This is a genomic window from Neolewinella antarctica (genome assembly GCF_011927835.1).
In the GTDB taxonomy this organism is placed as follows: domain Bacteria; phylum Bacteroidota; class Bacteroidia; order Chitinophagales; family Saprospiraceae; genus Neolewinella; species Neolewinella antarctica.
On record NZ_JAATJH010000001.1, the window covers coordinates 1,065,466 to 1,083,783 of the forward strand.

General features: G+C 55.8%; 14 protein-coding genes. 4 read left to right on the forward strand and 10 right to left on the reverse strand.

The features are described from left to right. Positions 1-397: 397 nt before the first annotated feature. Positions 398-3,463, forward strand: coding sequence for a protein translocase subunit SecDF (gene secDF / locus GGR27_RS04255; protein ID WP_168036135.1), 3,066 nt, complete (start codon positions 398-400; stop codon positions 3,461-3,463). A gap of 311 nt (positions 3,464-3,774) precedes the next feature. Here the strand turns inward: secDF and GGR27_RS04260 are convergent, their stop codons facing one another. The 9 genes from GGR27_RS04260 to map all read right to left on the reverse strand — a co-directional run bounded on the left by GGR27_RS04260 (position 3,775) and on the right by map (position 10,027). Continuing rightward, positions 3,775-4,641: a DMT family transporter gene (locus GGR27_RS04260; protein ID WP_245184392.1), complete on the reverse strand. Its 867-nt coding sequence runs from the start codon at positions 4,639-4,641 to the stop codon at positions 3,775-3,777. A gap of 179 nt (positions 4,642-4,820) precedes the next feature. After that, positions 4,821-5,366, reverse strand: coding sequence for a 50S ribosomal protein L17 (rplQ, locus tag GGR27_RS20520; protein ID WP_168036136.1), 546 nt, complete (start codon positions 5,364-5,366; stop codon positions 4,821-4,823). 188 nt (positions 5,367-5,554) lie between these two features. Then, a complete protein-coding gene (locus GGR27_RS04270; RefSeq protein ID WP_168036137.1) occupies positions 5,555-6,559 on the reverse strand; it encodes a DNA-directed RNA polymerase subunit alpha in 1,005 nt (334 codons plus the stop codon). A 344-nt stretch (positions 6,560-6,903) separates the two neighbouring features. Further along, positions 6,904-7,518 (reverse strand): 30S ribosomal protein S4, encoded by a 615-nt coding sequence (gene rpsD / locus GGR27_RS04275; RefSeq protein ID WP_168036138.1) that lies wholly within the window; start codon positions 7,516-7,518, stop codon positions 6,904-6,906. Positions 7,519-7,597: 79 nt separating this feature from the next. Then, positions 7,598-8,017 carry a 30S ribosomal protein S11 gene (gene rpsK / locus GGR27_RS04280; protein WP_168036139.1) on the reverse strand — a complete coding sequence of 140 codons (420 nt, stop codon included), beginning with the start codon at positions 8,015-8,017 and terminating at the stop codon, positions 7,598-7,600. After that, positions 8,017-8,394: a 30S ribosomal protein S13 gene (rpsM, locus tag GGR27_RS04285; RefSeq protein WP_168036140.1), complete on the reverse strand. Its 378-nt coding sequence runs from the start codon at positions 8,392-8,394 to the stop codon at positions 8,017-8,019. Before rpsM ends, rpsK begins: the two co-directional genes overlap by 1 nt. An 18-nt stretch (positions 8,395-8,412) precedes the next feature. After that, positions 8,413-8,529 carry a 50S ribosomal protein L36 gene (gene rpmJ / locus GGR27_RS04290; protein WP_168036141.1) on the reverse strand — a complete coding sequence of 39 codons (117 nt, stop codon included), beginning with the start codon at positions 8,527-8,529 and terminating at the stop codon, positions 8,413-8,415. A 50-nt stretch (positions 8,530-8,579) separates the two neighbouring features. After that, positions 8,580-8,798 carry a translation initiation factor IF-1 gene (gene infA / locus GGR27_RS04295; RefSeq protein WP_168036142.1) on the reverse strand — a complete coding sequence of 73 codons (219 nt, stop codon included), beginning with the start codon at positions 8,796-8,798 and terminating at the stop codon, positions 8,580-8,582. Between the two features lie 350 nt (positions 8,799-9,148). Beyond that, on the reverse strand, positions 9,149-10,027 hold the full coding sequence (gene map / locus GGR27_RS04300; protein WP_168036143.1) for a type I methionyl aminopeptidase: 879 nt from the start codon (positions 10,025-10,027) through the stop codon (positions 9,149-9,151). Between the two features lie 255 nt (positions 10,028-10,282). On the opposite strand from map, the gene GGR27_RS04305 reads away from it, so the two are divergent. The 3 genes from GGR27_RS04305 to porU2 all read left to right on the forward strand — a co-directional run bounded on the left by GGR27_RS04305 (position 10,283) and on the right by porU2 (position 17,335). Next, a complete protein-coding gene (locus GGR27_RS04305) occupies positions 10,283-11,389 on the forward strand; it encodes a TRAP transporter substrate-binding protein (RefSeq protein ID WP_168036144.1) in 1,107 nt (368 codons plus the stop codon). A 132-nt stretch (positions 11,390-11,521) separates the two neighbouring features. Then, the gene (locus GGR27_RS04310; protein ID WP_168036145.1) at positions 11,522-12,187 is read left to right on the forward strand and encodes a cyclase family protein; all 666 of its coding nucleotides are present in this window, start codon (positions 11,522-11,524) and stop codon (positions 12,185-12,187) included. A 156-nt stretch (positions 12,188-12,343) separates the two neighbouring features. Then, positions 12,344-17,335 carry a putative type IX secretion system sortase PorU2 gene (gene porU2, locus GGR27_RS04315; RefSeq protein WP_168036146.1) on the forward strand — a complete coding sequence of 1,664 codons (4,992 nt, stop codon included), beginning with the start codon at positions 12,344-12,346 and terminating at the stop codon, positions 17,333-17,335. On the opposite strand, the gene GGR27_RS04320 is transcribed toward porU2, so the two are convergent. Then, a complete protein-coding gene (locus GGR27_RS04320) occupies positions 17,290-18,048 on the reverse strand; it encodes a hypothetical protein (RefSeq protein ID WP_168036147.1) in 759 nt (252 codons plus the stop codon). The two genes, porU2 and GGR27_RS04320, sit on opposite strands and share 46 nt — an antisense overlap. Positions 18,049-18,318: the final 270 nt, after the last annotated feature.

Sequence of the window (18,318 nt, forward strand, 5' to 3'; positions counted from 1 at the left end):
TTGTCGAAGGGGATAATGATTTGACTACGTAGGACTGATGAGCTGCTACTTTTTAAATTTAGAGAACTCTTCTGATTTACTAACAATCGTCGCTTTCTATTGATAGCGTGTCTCCCCTCTCCTCTTTTGGAGAGGGGCCGGGGGAGAGGGCTACGAATGACCGCCCCACACAAAAGTATCACCCCCAACCACCAACCCACAAAATCGTATATTTGCCCCCGCTTAGCAAAAATGGGACTGGGAGGCCCCGTTGCGCCGAGCGCCGGACATTCTTACCAAGCCTCTGCGGAGGCTTTTGTGCGTCTTAGCCGGCAACAATCTTCACCCTTTTTCTCACGTGAGGGTCCCGCCACGACTTTCGTACGGCGGGTCCGCACGAAACCTAAATTTTTATCTTATGCAAGGCAAAGGAATTATCAAATTCTTCCTTGTGGTTATGCTCCTGGTGACCATCTTCCAGTATTTCTTCTACATCCCGACGTCCGCCGTCGAAAACGATGCAGCTGACTACGCCGAAGAACAATCCGGACAAACCGAAGGCGAAGCGTTTCGCACCCAACGCGCATTTTTCTTGGACAGCATCACCGACCAGGAAGTGTTCAAGATACCCTTACTCAAATCCTATACCTACCAGGACCTCAAGCAGCAGCAGCTCGCCCTCGGTCTTGACTTGAAGGGTGGCATGTCCATCGTTCTCCAGGTAGATCTCCGGGACTTCATCCGCAAGATGGCCCGAAACTCTCAAGATGACGCGTTAGAAAAAGCGATTGAAGCAGCCTCCCAAGCTCAAAAAACCTCCCAGGACGATTACATCACGCTGTTCGAATCCAGCTGGAACGACGTTAAAGGCACATCTCGCCTGGCTCCGATCTTTAGCCGGAACGACGCCCTGACCGACGACATCGACCAGAATACGTCCGACGCAGAAGTCATCCGCGTGCTCCGCGAGAAGGCCGACGAAACCGTTGTCGCCACCTACGGCCTCGTTAGCCGCCGGATTGACAAGCTCGGGGTCGTGCAGCCCAACATTACCCTCGACGCCGAACGCAACCTCATCCTGGCCGAACTGCCCGGTATCGAGAACCCCGAAGCTGCCCGTAGGGTAATGACCACGGCCGCCAACCTCGAGTTCTTCGATGTCTTACCGATCGACAACACGACCATCCAGGCGCTCGTCAACGCCGACCAGCTCCTCGACCGCCGCAAGAAGATCGCCGACGGCCGCGACAGTAACTACGTGGCGGAAGTCACCTACCAGATCGACACGACGTACCGCGTCACCGACGAGGGCAACCTGACCGACGAGATCGAAAGTATCGACTCGTTGGAAGTAGCCAACCAAACCGCTGGGCCGCTTTTCAGCATTTTCAGCCCCAATAATGGCAACCTCGGCCCCGCCGTTCTCGGCATCTCTACTAAGGGTAATTTGGATAAAGTGACTGAATTATTGGAAGACCGGGAAGTTTCCCGCCTATTCCCCCGTAACGCCATCTACCGTTGGGAAGCCGAGCCACTGCCCGGCCAGGACAATCAGCCGTCGAACCTCTACGCACTGTACCAACTCAACATGCCCCGCAGCGGTGAAGCCCCGCTTTCGGGCGAGTACATCACCGACGCCAGCTCTTCCCCCGACCCCAACGGTCAAATCGCCGTTAACCTCCGGATGAACCCGGAAGGTTCGCAGATCTGGGCCCGCATGACGACGGACGCGGCGAATGCCGGTAACCGTCAGGTCGCCATCGCGCTCGACGATCGCATCGTTTCCGCGCCCCGCGTAAACGGCGCCATCACTGGTGGCAGCACGGCTATTACCGGTGGCTTTAACACCGCCGAGGCGCGTGACCTGGCCAACATCCTCCAGGTAGGTCGTCTTCCGGCTGACTTGATTCCCGTTCAGGAAAGCATCATCGGCCCGAGCCTCGGTGCCGAGAACATCCGTAGCTCCATGGTCGCTTTGATCATTGGTTTTGCGCTGGTGCTCCTGTTCATGATCGTTTACTACGGTGGCGCGGGTATCGTGTCCATTCTTTCCCTGCTGCTCAACCTAGTGTTCATCTTCGGTGCGCTGGCCAGCCTCGGTACGGTCCTGACGCTACCCGGTATCGCCGGTATCCTACTGACGATCGGTATGGCCGTTGATGCGAACGTGATTATCTACGAGCGGATTCGGGAAGAACTTCGGATCGGTAAAACGCTGGTCAACTCGATTGCGGACGGTTACAGTAACTCTTACTCCGCCATCATCGATGCCAACGTGACGACGCTGCTCGTTGCGGGCGTCCTGATGTACTTCGGTGTCGGCCCCATCAAGGGCTTTGCCGTGGTGCTCGCAATTGGTGTCTTGTTCACCATGTTCACCGCCGTACTCGTCAACCGCCTCATCATCGAGTGGTGGCTCGGGCGCAGTGGCAATATCACTTTCTGGACTGGCTTCAGCAAGAACCTGTTCGCGAACGTGAACGTCGACTGGATGGGTAAGCGGAAGGTTGCTTACGGCGTCTCCGCGCTTCTCGTGCTCGGTTCACTCGCCGCTATTTTCACGCGCGGGTTCGACCTTAGTGTCGACTTCCAGGGTGGCTACAGCTACGTGGTAGAACTCGACCAAGAAGTCGCAGGCCAGGACCTCAGTGCCGCACTGACGGCTCCCTTCGGTGGCAACTTGCCAACCGTAAAATCCGTGGGTAGCGACAACACCTACAACATCGTCACCAAATACATGGTGGACCAGCGGGATGACGTCGATGGCGTAGCCGTTGAAACCGTTGTCCTCACCGCGCTCTACGACGGTATCAAGGCAGCCACCGGGAATAACGACCTCACTTTCGAGCAGTTTTCGAATTCTGAGGCACTGTCCGGTACACGGGTTACGCAGATCAACAAAGTCGGCCCGACGATCGCCGACGACATTAAGAACTCCGCTTACTGGGCGGCTGGTGTCGGTCTTTTGTTCATTGGCCTTTACCTGCTGATTCGCTTTAGTCGCTTTCGCTACTCCGTCGGAGCCGTCGTCGCGCTTTTCCACGATAGCATTATCGTGATGGGGGTATTCGCATTGTTTTGGGGCCGTTTGGGTTTCAACATGGAGGTCGATCAGGCCTTCATCGCCGCCATCCTTACCGTAATCGGTTACTCGATCAACGACACGGTTATCGTGTTTGACCGGATTCGGGAGTTTTTGAATACTTACGTAAGTCTGGATAAGACGCAGGTCATTAACAACGCCATTAACAGCACGGTTAGCCGGACGGTGATTACCTCCCTAACCACGGCGCTGGTGGTGCTCGTACTCCTCCTCTTTGGCGGTGACAGCATTAAAGGCTTTGCTTTCGCATTGTTGGTTGGTATCATCGTCGGTACGTACTCTTCGATCTTTGTCGCCACACCGATCGTCCACGATTTGATGGACGAATCGGAGGCACGCGAGACGGTCGTTACTACTGAACCCACCGTGACCACTGTTTGAGGCTAACTCCTCCCGGTTAGCTACTGCGCCCCTTTCACTCTACGGTGGAAGGGGCGTTTTTATCTGTATTGCCTCCTGGGGGGTTATGTTGCGTGGTCGCGGGTGCCGGGTAGATTAGTACGGAGCAAGATTATCCTGGCGCAGACGGAACTTTGATCACGACACCAAAGCGAATAAATAGTTCCACAAAATAAAGGCAGTCACCCCCCCCGCTTCGGTGAAGGCTCACGGCAAGCGCCCAAACCGTCAGCACTCTACAATACCTTGCACCCGCGCCAGCGCAACTACACCTAGCACTAGTGGGGAGCGCATTAACTTACTTTCCGACCCACCGCAACGGATTCAATTGCAACCGCAGCCAGAATAAGTGCCCCGCCCCCGACGGCCGACCATTCCGGGATTTCCTCGAAGAAAATGACGCCCAGCAAAATTCCGTAGATGGGCTGAATACAACTCAGCAAACTAACCGTGCTGACGCTGAAGAAGCGAAAACAAGCTAAGAAAAGCGTGTGCCCGATTGCCGTTGTTAATAAGCCCAAACCGAGCAGATAGGGCATGGCCTCCGCCGTGGGCACCGCCTCGAAAAGCCACCAGATGGGCAGTAAAATAATGGACGCGATAACGGTCTGGTAGACCATCACGACCGAGCCCTGCACGTCGGCGATTTCCTTTTTCACCGTGAGGTTACGCAGCGCATAGATGAGGGCGGACAATAGGCCCAGCGCCAAACCAAGCGTTGCACCATCCGCTAAATCGAACGACGGGGCGAGCAAGTAAACGCCATAGATTACCAGGACGCCCAACAGTAGGTGCCTGGGCACAAAAGGTTTCTTCAGCACCAGCGGCTCCAGTAGGGTCGTCATGGCCGGGTAAGTAAAAATGGCCAGCATCCCGATCGCTACGCTCGACAGTTTGAGCGCGTAGAAGTAAGTGATCCAGTGGGCCGTCATGAGCACGGCGGATAGTAGAATCGTCTTCGTCTGCTTATTATTTCGCAGCTTGAAGGAGTACCCTTTGAACAAACAAAAAGCGATGAGTAGCGCCGCAGCAATGCTGGCGCGCCACCAGATGGCTACCGGTGCCGGAACGGGCACAAAGCGCCCCAATACTCCGCTAGTGCCCACGAAGACCATGGCGACGTTGAGTTGCAACAGTGGACTGACTGAAGGGCGAGACATAAATTCGGTCTAAGGTGTTTGGTTTTTGTAGCGTACGATCATCCGGAAAATATGCGGTTGATTAGGCATACAATTCTGCGCCACATCTTTCGTAGTCAGCTTACTTCATTCACTAGCATAAAGAAACCCGGAAGTATCGTGCGATGCTTCCGGGTTCTTGTAATGAGTTATGGCTGAATCTACTCCTCCTCGGCGGCAGGAGTGACGTCCGCGATAGCTGCGGTAGTAACCGCCGTGGTGGCAACCGCCGTCGCCGCTGCTGAACTGGATTCAGTACCGGGCGTGGTAGTGCCTTCGTCACCTCCTTTACGGCGGCGGCTACGGCGTGTGCGACCTTTCTTGATCTCACCTTCCTTATTGTACACGTCGTTGTAGTCAACTAATTCGATCATCGCCATTTCAGCGCTGTCTCCCAATCGAAAGCCAGTTTTGATGACGCGGAGGTAACCGCCGGGGCGGTCGCCTACTTTCGGTGCGATCTCCTCGAACAGCACGTTGATGATCTCCTTGCTATTTAGGCTAGCGAATACATTACGGCGGTTGTGCGTGTCGTTAGACTTAGCTTTGGTGATCAAAGGCTCCGCAAAAACCCGGAGGGCTTTAGCTTTAGCGAGCGTCGTATTGATCCGCTTGTGGGTGAATAAAGCAATGGCGAGGTTACGCAGCGTTGCTTTGCGGTGGGCGGTCTTGCGGCCGAGGTGGTTGTGTTTCTTTCCGTGACGCATGTCTGGGGGGAAGATTGGCCGACAACACGTTTCCAGTCACATTAGCAAGGCGGGCACTTGCTCGTTCGTGGTTGTTATTGCCGTAGGTTGAGATTAATTCAAAGCCCGCGGTCAGTATAGCAGTACCGGCTTCACCGAGGTCCGACAGGATTACTATCATGCTACCATACTGGGTAATTTCGTACTATTTACTCTTCATCGAGCTTGTACTTGCTCAAGTCCATACCAAAGGTAAGTCCTTTCTCCACCAACAACTCTTCGATCTCCACGAGGGATTTCTTACCGAAGTTGCGGAATTTGAGTAGCTCGTGAGTGTCGTAGCGAACCAATTCACCAAGGCTATTGATCTTAGCGGCCTTGAGACAGTTGTAAGCGCGAACGGAAAGGTCCAGATCCTCCAGGCTGGTCTTGAGCAGCTTGCGCATGTGCAGGATGTGCTCGTCGACGATTGTTTCTTCGCGTGTTCCTACGCTCTGGAATTCGATGGCTTCGTTTGTGATCAACACCAGGTGCTGAATCATAATGTTAGCGGCTTCCCGTACGGCATCTTCGGGGTGAATAGTACCGTCGGTCTTGATTTCGAGAATCAGGTTCTCGTAGTCAGTACGTTGGCCAACCCGGGTAGATTCGACGCGATAAGCGACATTCTTGATCGGGGTGTAGATCGCATCTACGGGAATGACACCAATCGGTGCATTCTTGGAAAGGCTCTCGTCGGCTGGTACGTAACCGTATCCTTTGGTGATCGTCAGTTCGACTTCGAGGTTGACGAAGGGCTCCATCGTGCAGAGCACGAGGTCGGGGTTCATGACCTTAAATACGTTAGTATGATCACCTACGTCCTTGGCTGTGAATTCGTCCTTACCACTGATGGTCAGGTACACTTTCTCTTCTTCGAAGGTGTCCTCCGTCTGGATTAGGCGCTTCAGGCGAACCTGCTTGATGTTAAGAATGATCTCAACCAAGTCCTCCGTTACACCACGAATGGTAGAGAACTCGTGATCTACGCCCGCGATACGAATGGCGGAAATAGCAAATCCTTCGAGGCTACTGAGTAGCACCCGACGGAGTGAGTTACCGATCGTTTGGCCGAAGCCCGGTTCCAGGGGTTTGAATTCAAAGGTGCCGTGAAAGTCGTCCGACTTTTGCATCGTAATCTTATCCGGCTTCTGGAAGTTCAGCATTGTGCTCATATTCTTATTTTCACTTTGAGTGGTTATCTTTCCCGTTCAGCGGGGGAGCAAACGGTCGGGGACACCTGGAATGTAACAATAGTTCTCCGGAAATCTGGAGGCAAAACTTGCTGCGAAACAGACGAAATAACTTCTTTCAGTCTGCGGATAAACCACCAGTCCGCTACTGGCACCGCACCAAATCCATACCGGAGTAGGATAAATTAATTTGTCCCCAGCGGGCCCGAAGGCCTGGCTGGGGACTGGACGACGCCCTGGGGGGTGGGGGGTTGGACGCCGCCCGGGGGGGGATCTTGCAACTTTCCTCCTCGATCGGAGGAAAGTCAAAAAACCCGCCCGGTATCTTACTTGGAGTAAAGCTCAACGATCAACTGCGTGTTGATCTTCTCGGGGATGTTCTCCCGCTCGGGGTAGGCCAGGAAGCTACCTTCCATTTTACCCTGGTCGAAAGACAACCAACCGTAGTTACGAACGTCGCTCTTGCTGGAGACCGTATCGCGAACGACTTCCAGCCCCTGGCTTTTCGGACGAACACTGACCGTGTCTCCAATACGGAGCTGCGTAGAAGGAACGTTATTCAAACGACCGTTCAGCATAATGTGGCGGTGAGAGACGAGTTGACGGGCAGCACGGCGCGTCGGTGCGAGACCGAGGCGGTAAACCACATTATCCAACCGAGCTTCGAGGAGCTGCAATAGCACTTCACCCGTTACGCCCCGGCTCGCCTGAGCCTTCTCGAATAAGTTGCGGAACTGACGCTCGAGTACACCGTAGGTGAACTTGGCGATCTGCTTCTGCGTGAGTTGTAGTTTGTAGTCGGAAGGTTGGCGACGGCGACCACGGGTGTTACCGTGCTGACCGGGCTTGTACTTCTTACGTTCGAAAGCGCGAGAGTAACCAAAGATTGGTTCGTCGAGTGCGCGGGCTTTTTTCGCCTTGGGACCAGTATATCTAGCCATATTGACCTGGGGTCTTTAAATCCCATCGCTCAGAGTAAGTTGAACGAGCGGGGAGTTGATTTTGAAGGGTGGGGGGGGATTATACGCGGCGGCGCTTAGGAGGGCGGCAACCGTTGTGAGGGAGCGGCGTAACGTCTTTGATCTTCGTTACGCGGATGTTCGCACCATCGAGGGCGCGGATCGCTGCTTCACGGCCACTACCTGGGCCCTTCACGTAAACTTCGACGCTGCGAAGGCCGGCTTCGTAGGCATCGCGCGCGGCGTTACCGGATGCTACCTGAGCGGCGTATGGCGTAGATTTCTTGGAGCCACGGAATTTCTCCTTACCGGCGGTTCCCCAACTGATCACGTCACCACTCTTATTCGTGAGGGTGATGATGATGTTATTGAAACTTGCCTGGATGTAGGCGAGGCCTTCGCTCTCTACCTTGACCTTGCGCTTCTTGGAAGATGCGCGGCCACCACCGCTTGACGCTGGTTGTCCTTGTCTCTTAGCCATTATTTAGTAACTTTTTTCTTGTTAGCAACAGTCTTACGCTTGCCCTTACGGGTCCGGGCGTTGGTCTGGGTACGCTGGCCGCGAAGGGGAAGCCCTTTACGGTGGCGCAGGCCGCGGTAGCAGCCAATGTCCATAAGACGTTTGATGTTCGTTGATACTTCCGTACGCAAATCACCTTCTACCTTGTATTCGTTCTGAAGGAGGTTAGAGATCGTACGAATGTTTTCGTCGGTCCAGTCCGCTACGTGAGTGTTGTGGTCAACTTCGGCTTTGTCGAGAATCTCGACGGCCCGGCTAGCCCCTACACCAAACACATAGGTCAAACTGATAATTCCGCGTTTCTGCCGCGGGAGGTCAACACCTGCAATTCGTGCCATAATTAAGTTATTATAAGATTATCCTTGGCGTTGCTTGAACTTAGGAGTCTTCTTATTAATGATGTAAACTTTGCCCTTGCGGCGGACGATCTTGCAATCGACGCTGCGCTTCTTGACTGAGGGTCTAACTTTCATAATTCAATGAGTTGAATCCGCTAAAAACCGGATTAAAGTAGCAGTGCGGCCTATTTGTAGCGGTAAGTGATGCGCCCACGCGTTAAATCGTACGGGCTCATTTCTACGGCGACTTTATCACCCGGGAGGATTTTGATGTAGTGCATCCGCATCTTTCCGGAGATACTGGCTTTGATTTCGTGGTCATTTTCCAGGCGAATGCGGAACAAGGCGTTCCCCAAAGCTTCTTCGACTACGCCATCTTGCTTAATCAGGTTTTTTTTGGACATATTTTGAATTTCGGAGGGCAAAGGTACTCTTTTATTTCCCGGCACCCAAGTGTTTGTGGAATTTGTTTCCTGGGAGGGAATGCCCGTGAGCCTCACTTAGTTGTATGTCCGATATTCGATCCCCTACCCTACTTCCAGTAATCCGGAAAACCAGATACGCTACGGTTTCACGAAAGCCAAGATCAGGCCCCACACCACGAAGAAAGCTGCCGTATTTCTTGAGTGATTTTCTCCGGACCGCACGGTAGGTGGCACCGCACAAATTTATCATCAACGCACGTCCCTTCCGCCGCACTGGGCGTGATGTAATCGTTGATAAATTTTTGAACTCACCTGGGCATCGCGTGTCATCAGGCACTTTGCGCAACGGGCTGGTAAACCGCCACCAAGGATTCATCCAGATTGTCCACGTACTTAAGGTTAGCGTTGTTGCGGATTGCTTTCTCGATCGGGCGATGATCGCTCATCAGGTCGGCGGGGGCGCCGTCGCGGGTGATGGCGATGGAGTGTTCGTAGTGGGCGGCAGGCTTGGCGTCGCGGGTAACGATCGTCCAACCGTCTTCACGGCTGTGGACGTCCTTGCGGCCGAGGGTGATCATGGGCTCGATGGCGATGATGAGGCCGGCTTTGAGGACGGGGCCGCGACCGCGTTTACCAAAATTAGGCACGTCGGGTGCTTCGTGCAGCGAGCGGCCGAGACCGTGACCGACCAGCTCGCGTACGACACCGTATTTATGCTCGCGCTCGGTGTAACTCTGGATGGCGTGGCTGATGTCCCCCACCCTTCTTCCGGAGCGGGCGGCGTCGATCCCCAAATACAGTGAATGCTTGGTACGGCGGCAGAGATCCATCACGTCTTCGGCTACGTCGCCGACGCAAAAAGTGTAGGCGGCATCTCCGTAGAATTCATCCACGATCGTGCCACAGTCGATACTCAGAATGTCGCCATCTTTAAATACCTGGTTCTCGTCCGGCAGGCCATGCACGACTTCTTCGTTCTGGCTGACGAGTAAGGTAGAGGGGCAACCGTACAGCCCCTTAAAGCCGGGTACCGCGCCGTGGTCCCGAATAAATTCTTCGGCAAACGTATCGATCTCCCGCCCGGTCATGCCCGGCTTGAGCATCTTACCGACCTCGGTGAGGGTTTTGCACACGAGTTGGCAAGCGACACGGCTGCGCTCGATCTCTTCCGGGGTTTTGAAGATCATCTTCCGGTCCTTCCTGCTCATAGTTAATTGGGGCTTGCCTGTGCCTAACGCCGTTTACGGCTTCGGGTTGAAAATTGCGCGCAAAGGTACGGTGGGGGCAGCAACATTGCTTTTACTTCAAAAGCACACTGGCACCCGCGACCGCGCAACACAATATGGCGCAGCCCCGATAGCTATCGGGGGTGCGGAGGATTTAGATTAACGCAAAGAATTCGGGACTAACCCCCAAGAACTTATCTTGCCCGTCCAGAGCACACGGACCTCAAGCCAGCACGAATGAAACGATCCACCTTCTTCAAATCCCTCGCCGCCGGCACGATCGGCCTTCCCGTAGCGCTGCGCCTTTTCGCCGGCAAACTGGAAGCGCAGGGCGAAAAACAAACGGTCAGCGGCGAGCAGTTCCGCTGGAAGATGGTCACTACCTGGCCACCCGGCTTCCCCATCCTCGGCGAAGGGTGCGAGCTGCTGGCGGACCTCTGCCGGACGATGTCGGGCGGGCGGCTGGACATCACCGTCTACGGTGGCGGTGAACTCGTCCCGGCCCTGGAGGCTTTCGATGCCGTGCGCAACGGAGCGGCGGAAGTGGGGAGTGGCGCGGCCTATTACTGGGCGGGTAAGGCACCGGCGGCGCAGTTCTTTGCCGGCTTCCCCTTCGGCTTCAACGCCCAGCAAATGAACAGTTGGCTACTGAGTGGCGGCGGGATGGAACTCTGGCGGGAGCTGTACGCGCAGTATAACCTCGTCCCTTTCCTAGGCGGCAACACGGGCGTACAAATGGGGGGCTGGTACAACCGACGGATCGATTCGGTGGCGGATTTCAAAGGACTGAAGATGCGGATGCCCGGGCTGGGCGGGCGGGTGCTGGAGCGGCTCGGCGGTACGCCCGTTCTGCTGGCCGCCGGCGAGCTCTACACCGGCCTGGAGCGCGGCATTATCGACGCACTGGAGTGGGTCGGCCCCTACCACGACGCCTTCATGGGCTTCGATGAGATCGCGAAATATTATTATTACCCGGGTTGGCACGAGCCGGGGACGGCCTTCGAGTTTTTCGTCAACCAGGATAAATATGCCGCCCTGCCGGATGACCTCCGGGAGATTTTTCGGGTAGCGACGCACTACGTAAATATGTACACGCTCTCAGCCTTCGAGGCCAAAAATGCCGAGACACTGGCGAAACTGAGGCAAGTCGCCGGTCTAGCTATTCTCCCGTTCCCGGACGAGGTCGTGGAGGCGGCACGCGTTGCGGCGGCGGACGTTATTGCCGAATACGCGGCGTCGGACCCTTTCGCCGGAAAAGTGTTCGAATCCATCAAACGGTTTCAGGGCTTAGCAAAACCGTGGGCGGAAATGACCGAAAAGACCTACTACGATAAGATGACCTAGCGTAATCATCAACTTAGCGTCCGTTGCGCTCCGTAGCTACTTGGCACCCGCGACCACGCACCTGCTTTTTAAGCACCCAACGCACTGAACAAAACCCCGCGCCCAACGTCAACCACCCCAAACCCCAAACTTATGAGCAATTGGTACGAAGGCTGGACGGACGTCACCTACCCCATTTTTGAAGGCATGACCGGCTGGCCCGGCCAACCGAGCACCAGCTACGACGTCCTCAGCTGCATCCACTGCGGTGACACGGCGCGCGTAACGGTGGTAAAGATGAGTGTCCATTCGGGCACGCACATGGACGCGCCGAGCCACTTTTTGGCCCAGGGCATCGACGTTAGCCGCGCCCCAATCGACTTCGGAATGGGCCCCGTACGCGTCGCCGTGATCGACTGCCCCGCGGAAGTGAAACCCAAGCACCTGGAAGCGTTCGAAAAGCGTACCCGTCCGCTCGTCGCCGGGGAGCGACTCATGCTGCGCACCCCCAACAGCGATCGAAAATTTTGGCTTCAGGACCCGTTCGACAAAGATTACCGCGGCATCGGCCCGGAAGCAGCCGCCTGGATCGCGGAGCGGAAACTCAAGATGGTCGGGGTAGACTACCTGTCCGTCGGTCCGTTCTACAACGGCAACCCCCAAACGCACCGCGCCCTGATGACGGCCGGCGTGTGGATCGTCGAAGGCATCGATCTGCGTAAGGTTGGCGAGGGAGACTTTGAGATGATCTGCTTACCGCTTAAGTTGGTCGGCAGCGACGGTTCACCGGTAAGGATACTTCTCCGCGCGGCCGGGTAGCGGTACACCGTGGTAACCCGCAACTTTGGGTCTCCCGACAAACCTCCACATTTGGGCAACGTCGTGAGGGTAAAGGCGTTAACTTCGTAGCACTTTTAGCGGGCGGACTCCTCTCTCGGACCCGACCCGTTTCTTACTTAGTGATCCTACTCGTCTATGCTGCGCACTCTTACCACCCTATTTCTTTGTTTTTGCGCCGTGGCGCTTACCGCCCAAATGACTGGCCCCACGGGTGCGGTCCGGTACGGAAACGAGTGGATCGACTACGACAAAACGTACCTGCGAATCGCGGTGGCGGAGGATGGCGTCTACCGCCTGACCCCGGCTGAACTTCGGGCGGCTGGCTTTTCTTTCCCCGAGACGAACGCTGCGGCCTGGGTGCTGGAACACGCGGGCGAGCCGGTCCCCGTTGTGGTGGACGAAGCGGGGTTGACCTTTGTGGGCGAGCGTAACCGCGGGGAGCTGGATCAGTTTTTATTCGAGGCACCGGGGCGAATGCAGCTGAACGACCGGTACAGTATGCACACCGACACGTCCGTCTACTATTTGAGCCTGGGCAATAAAGGGCTACGGTATAACACGAGTGAAGTAGCGGCCACCGGCGCTCCGTTGGGCGGCATCCTCAGGGAATCGGAGGCAGTTTTTAACGAGCATTACACGAAAACGTTTTTCCGCAGTGCGGGCTCATCGATTTACTATTCCCACTACGACGTAGCCGATGGATTCGGTATGCGATCGGCAAATGACCTTTTGTCTTCGAATGGTTCCACGGAAACGACTTTTAGTTTGCCGCTGCCGGGTACGGCGGGCGGGGCGGCTACGCTAGAACTTCGGTTTGGGCTTGGGTTCGATCAACACGACCAGGCCATCTTACTTGACGGTAAAGAACTAACTACCCACCAGTCGAGCGGCTGGAGTGTGGAGCAATTTTCGCTACCGTTCACGGCTAGCGGGGAAAGCGCCGAAGTAGCGCTGCGGGGCAACCGGGGTGACCGGGACAAGGCCAACGTAGCCTGGGCACGCGCGACTTACCCGGCTACGCTCAGTGCGGCCGGCCTTTCCCATTTCTTGGTACCCGCGTCCGCGCAGAACCAGACGCTGGAGCTTACGGACGTGGGCGCGGTCGCGGGTGCCGTGTATTTACTGAATGCAGACCGTGGCACGAAGCTCGTTGGAAAGGTGCAAGCAGGTAGCGTACAATTCACCGTACCGGCCAGCAGCTCATCGACGGAGTATTACCTAGTTACGGGAAACAACGTACTTAAATCTCCGGCGTTAAGATCACACACCTTTCAGCCGGCCTTGCCGACCGGTAGCCGGACGAACTACCTCATCCTGACGAGCGAGCGACTCGACGGGCCGGAACTAAAAGCTATGGCCGCCTACCGGGCCAGTGCCGCTGGCGGCGGTTACCGCGTGCATACCGTCCGGGTTGAGGATCTGTACGACGAATACGGTTACGGCGTAGCTCGCCACCCCATGGCCACCAGAAACTACGTCGCGGCCGCGCGGGCCGCGAACCCAGAACTACAGTACCTTTTCGTAATTGGCAAGGGCCGGGAAGGATTAGACATTCGCACCCCGGGGGATTTAGCAGCTGCCCAAGCTACCTTCTTCGTCCCTTCTTTCGGTTACCCGGCTTCGGATAATCTCCTCACCGCCAAACTCGGTGACGTGGTGCCGACGCTGGCGACGGGCCGGTTGGCGGCCACCGACCGCGCGGAAATAGCTAATTACCTCGAGAAACTACGGGAGGTGGAAGCTCAGACCAACATGGGCGGCCAGACGCTGGAGGACCGTGACTGGATGAAGCAGGTGATCCACCTGGGTGGTGGTGGTGTCATTGGTGAGCAGAACACCATTAAAAGCGAACTGCGTACGCTCAAGAGTAGGATCGAAGCTTCTGATATGGGTAGCAACGTTACTTCATTTTTTAAAACGAGTGACGACCCCATTGAAACCACTCAGCAGGACGCCATCTTCGACAGAATCAACCGTGGAAGCGCCATCATCACCTTTTTCGGGCACGCTTCCTCGCAGGGTTTCGACTTTAGCATCGATGACCCCGCTAACTATAATAACAAAGGTCGCTACCCGTACATGCTCTCGCTGGGTTGCTACAGCGGTGACGCCTTCACCGCAAGTAAGAGTATTGGCGAGCGCTTTATTTCTCTGGAGGACAAAGGTGCCATCGCTTTTGCGGCAAGTAAGGGCATCGGGTTCATTTCCTCCCTGGGCACCTGGGGCGATAAGTTATACGACCTGACCGGAAACGAGCTTTACGGACAGGGCATTGGGGACGTTTTGCGGGCTACGATCTCCCATTTTCGCAATACCTCCAACTATACCGTGGCGCTGTTGACGGAGCAGTTCGTCCTGAGTGGCGACCCCGCCTACCGGATCCACCCACGCCCCGGCCCCGACGTGGTCGTGGACGCCGCTTCCGTACGGTTTGATCCCGAAGTTATTCCGGCGCAGGACCCTGATTTTGAAGTCTCCTTCCGGGTGGTTAACCTCGGTAGAAATGGTGGTCGCGATAGCATTGACGTACAGTTCAGCCAGCAGTTGCCGGGTGGTGAAGTGCGTGAGGTCTATACACAACGCATTCTCACGCCGCGGTACGACGAGGTTGTCCGGACCCGCATTCCCAACGTAGGCTTGGAGGCGGTCGGCCAGAACCGTATTTTAATTAGCCTCGATACCGAATTTGATTTAGCGGAAGCCCCCCTCCCGGGCGCCGAGAGTAACAACGACCTAATTACCGGGGGCCGAGCGGGCGTGCCGGTAACGTTTATCGCCAACACCGCCAGGACGGCCGCCCCGCCGCGATTTGCCGTGGTGAACGGACCGGTAACGCTCTACGCGAGCACCACGGACGCTTTGGCGCCGGAGCGAGAATACTTATTACAAGTTTCGCGCCGCCGCGACTTCGCCGACCCGTTGCTCGACACCCGCTTGGTGAGCCCCGGCGGCATCATCCGGGAGGAGCTCAACATTAATTTTACGGACAGCACGACGTACTACTGGCGGGTCAGCCCCGATAGCACCTTTACGGAAGGAGCCGGTTACATCTGGAGCGAGAGTTCGTTTACCTGGCTGGAAGGTACGGCTGGCTCTTTGCCTCACTGGGCCCAACAGGACCCCGGGCAGATAGTGGATGGTACCTTTGAGAATATTCGAGCGGATACCATTAACACCGGCTGGAGTTTTGCTAAAAATGCGCTGGGCGTACGGGTATTTAACGCCATTTATCAAGACCGGGAAATGCCCCGCTACATGCGCGGTACGCAACGCCTCAACTCCCCGTTCAACTGGCGCATTCAGTCGGGCATGTCGGTGCTGGTAATCGATAGCGTCAACAATGATCAGTGGTCGCCAAACCTGGGGGCGGGTGAATACAATACCCGGCCCGGCGTCCGCACGTCAACCTGGAATTTTGATACCCGCACGCAGGCGGGGCGGGACGGTATGATCCGTTTCATCCGTGAAGAAGTCCCGGAAGGGAAGTACGTGCTGGTGTGGAGTCTGCAGCGAGGCAATACGCTTAATTACTACAACGATGACTGGACTACGGACGAAGCGGCACTGGGTACAACCATTTTCGACCTGTTGGAAGACGAAGGAGCACTTGAGATTAGCCGGCTGGCAACTTCAGGCTCCGTCCCCTACGCCCTGGCCTTCCAGAAAGGCTTTGGTCTGGTTGGCGAGGTAATGGCGCGTGACGTAACGGACACCGTCGAACTATCCATTACCCTGTTCGGAAGCTGGGAAGAGGGCACCTGGACCTCCGCCGCAGCCGGGCCGGCTCAAAATTGGAGGTCCGTCTCCATTACTTCGGGCACCAATAACCTTGAAGTTTCCGACTCTAGCATCGTGAAGATTATGGGCCAGAGAGCGGACGGGGCCATCGTAGAACTGGATAGAATTATCCACAAATTCACCGACCGAAGAACCTTGACGGTTGATCTGAGCCGAATCGACGCTACCGTGTACCGGAAGGTTTTCACCGAAATCCGCCTGCTCGACCTCAGCGCACGTACCGTCCCCGCCATCACTAGCCTTTACTTCGACTACGATGGTTTTGGTGACGTTGCGGTGAACCCACAGCTTGCGTTCACCCAGCCAGATTCGCTTTTGCAACAGGGACAAGCCGCTTCCCTCTCCGTCGGCTACGAGAACATTTCGGACGTCGACCTGGATAGTCTACTCGTTCAACTACAAGTGATCAATAAGCAGAACCAGGTGGTAGCGTCCACCACCAGGCAGGCCCCGGTCGCGGCGGGTACCACCGGAATAGTGAAATTTGAAGTGTCGACCGCGACCATCGAAGGTGACGTACGGTTCGAAATGGTTTTAAACCCCGACCAGGATCAGCCGGAGGACGTCACCTTTAATAACATCATCAATTCCGGCTTTCAACTCGCGCCCGACGTTACCGACCCCGTACTTACCGTCCTATTCGACGGGCAGCGGATCAATGACGGAGATATGGTCAGTGGGCGGCCGGAAATTCGCATTCAACTACGGGACGAGAACCAGTACCTACAGCTGGATGCATCAACTAAGTATCAAATCTCCCTCCGTGAGCCCGACGGTACGACCGAAACGCTCCAACTTACGGACCAACGTGTAGAGTTTTCACCCGCTACGGCTACCGACAACATGGCGGAGATATTTTTCCGCCCGGAGTTTCTGGCCGACGGAACTTACGAACTCGCAGTGACGGCGCGCGACCGTAGCGATAACAGTACGGGGCGTCTGCAATTCAAACGCAGTTTCGAGGTGATTAACGAGATGCGGGTCGGTAACGTCCTCGCCTACCCGAACCCCTTCACAACACAGACACGCTTCGTCTACACGCTCACCGGCAACGAGGCCCCGTCAACCTTCCGGATACAGATCATGAGCGTTAGCGGCCGGGTAGTCCGGGATATTGATCTCCTGGCGACCGAAAACTTGAAGGTCGGTACGCACCAAACGCAATTTGCCTGGGACGGGACGGATGAGTACGGCGACGCGTTAGCGAATGGTGTCTACCTCTACCGGGTCATCACCGGGGATGCCGCCGACGTAACTTTAAAAAAGCAGGACACCGGTACCGATCAGTACTTCGAGCGGGGCCTGGGTAAAGTGGTGATCTTGCGGTAAAGCGCTAAGTCGCGGCGGTAGCGCCACCGATACAATGGCTTATTCCTCAGGTAGAGCTGAAGTGCGGTGCCGCGCTGCTTCTGCCCCCGATTCAGTACAGGTGCATCTCCTGACTGGTCTTTTTCCATTTCCACGAATCGCGTCAGTGTCGTCACGGTAATCTGACAGCCCGCCCCACCGGGACGTGGTAGTAAATAACGTTGCTCGCGAAAATGCCGGTCCGCAAGCGCGTTTGGAGTGAGGAAGGTGAAGAGCAACAATCGCCCTAGCGACCAGGACTGAATTTTCGCAGTGCTGGACCGTATACTCTTTATCGACCCGTAGAGCTGATTGGCGCCGTCTTTAATGCCACCACGGAAGGATAAGTAGCGACTAACGGGTTCGCGAATCACCAAGAGTAATTTCTTACCCCGGGCAAACTCATCGTATTCACTTCTGCGGTAAAAGAAGATGCGCTGGATGGCGCCATTGGTCACTGATCCGGGATCAGTGGTGTGTATTTCAGGAAATTGAGCGGTGTAGACGGGTACGAATCTCCGGATTAGCAGCAATTTCACGGTTGAACAGCCCGCCTTGGAATTAATGGGGAATATTTCTCTGCTTCCGGGCAGGTAGAAGACTTCCAGGGGGTCGATCAGCCTACCATCAAGGGCGAAGCGACCCAGAAGCTTGGTTACGGACCATATTATCTTGAGCGACTGAACGGCGGTCATAATTTCGGCTGCTGGTTACGGGTGCATACTGCTTGCCGCGGGGTCGCTACGTGCGAGAAATATTTCCGCGGGGAGCATGAGTTCGTAGCGACGTAAATCTACTCAAGGGCGGTGGAATTAAAACTAGGTGGGGGAAAGAGCTAGCCGTTTCGGCTAGCGGAGAGATTGATTACCCCTGATGAAGACAACGGGGAAGTCAGTAGAAAGAGGCCGAGAGAGTTCGATTTGACGCGTAGCCGCAAGCACCACGAGCCTCTGATGAGTGCACTG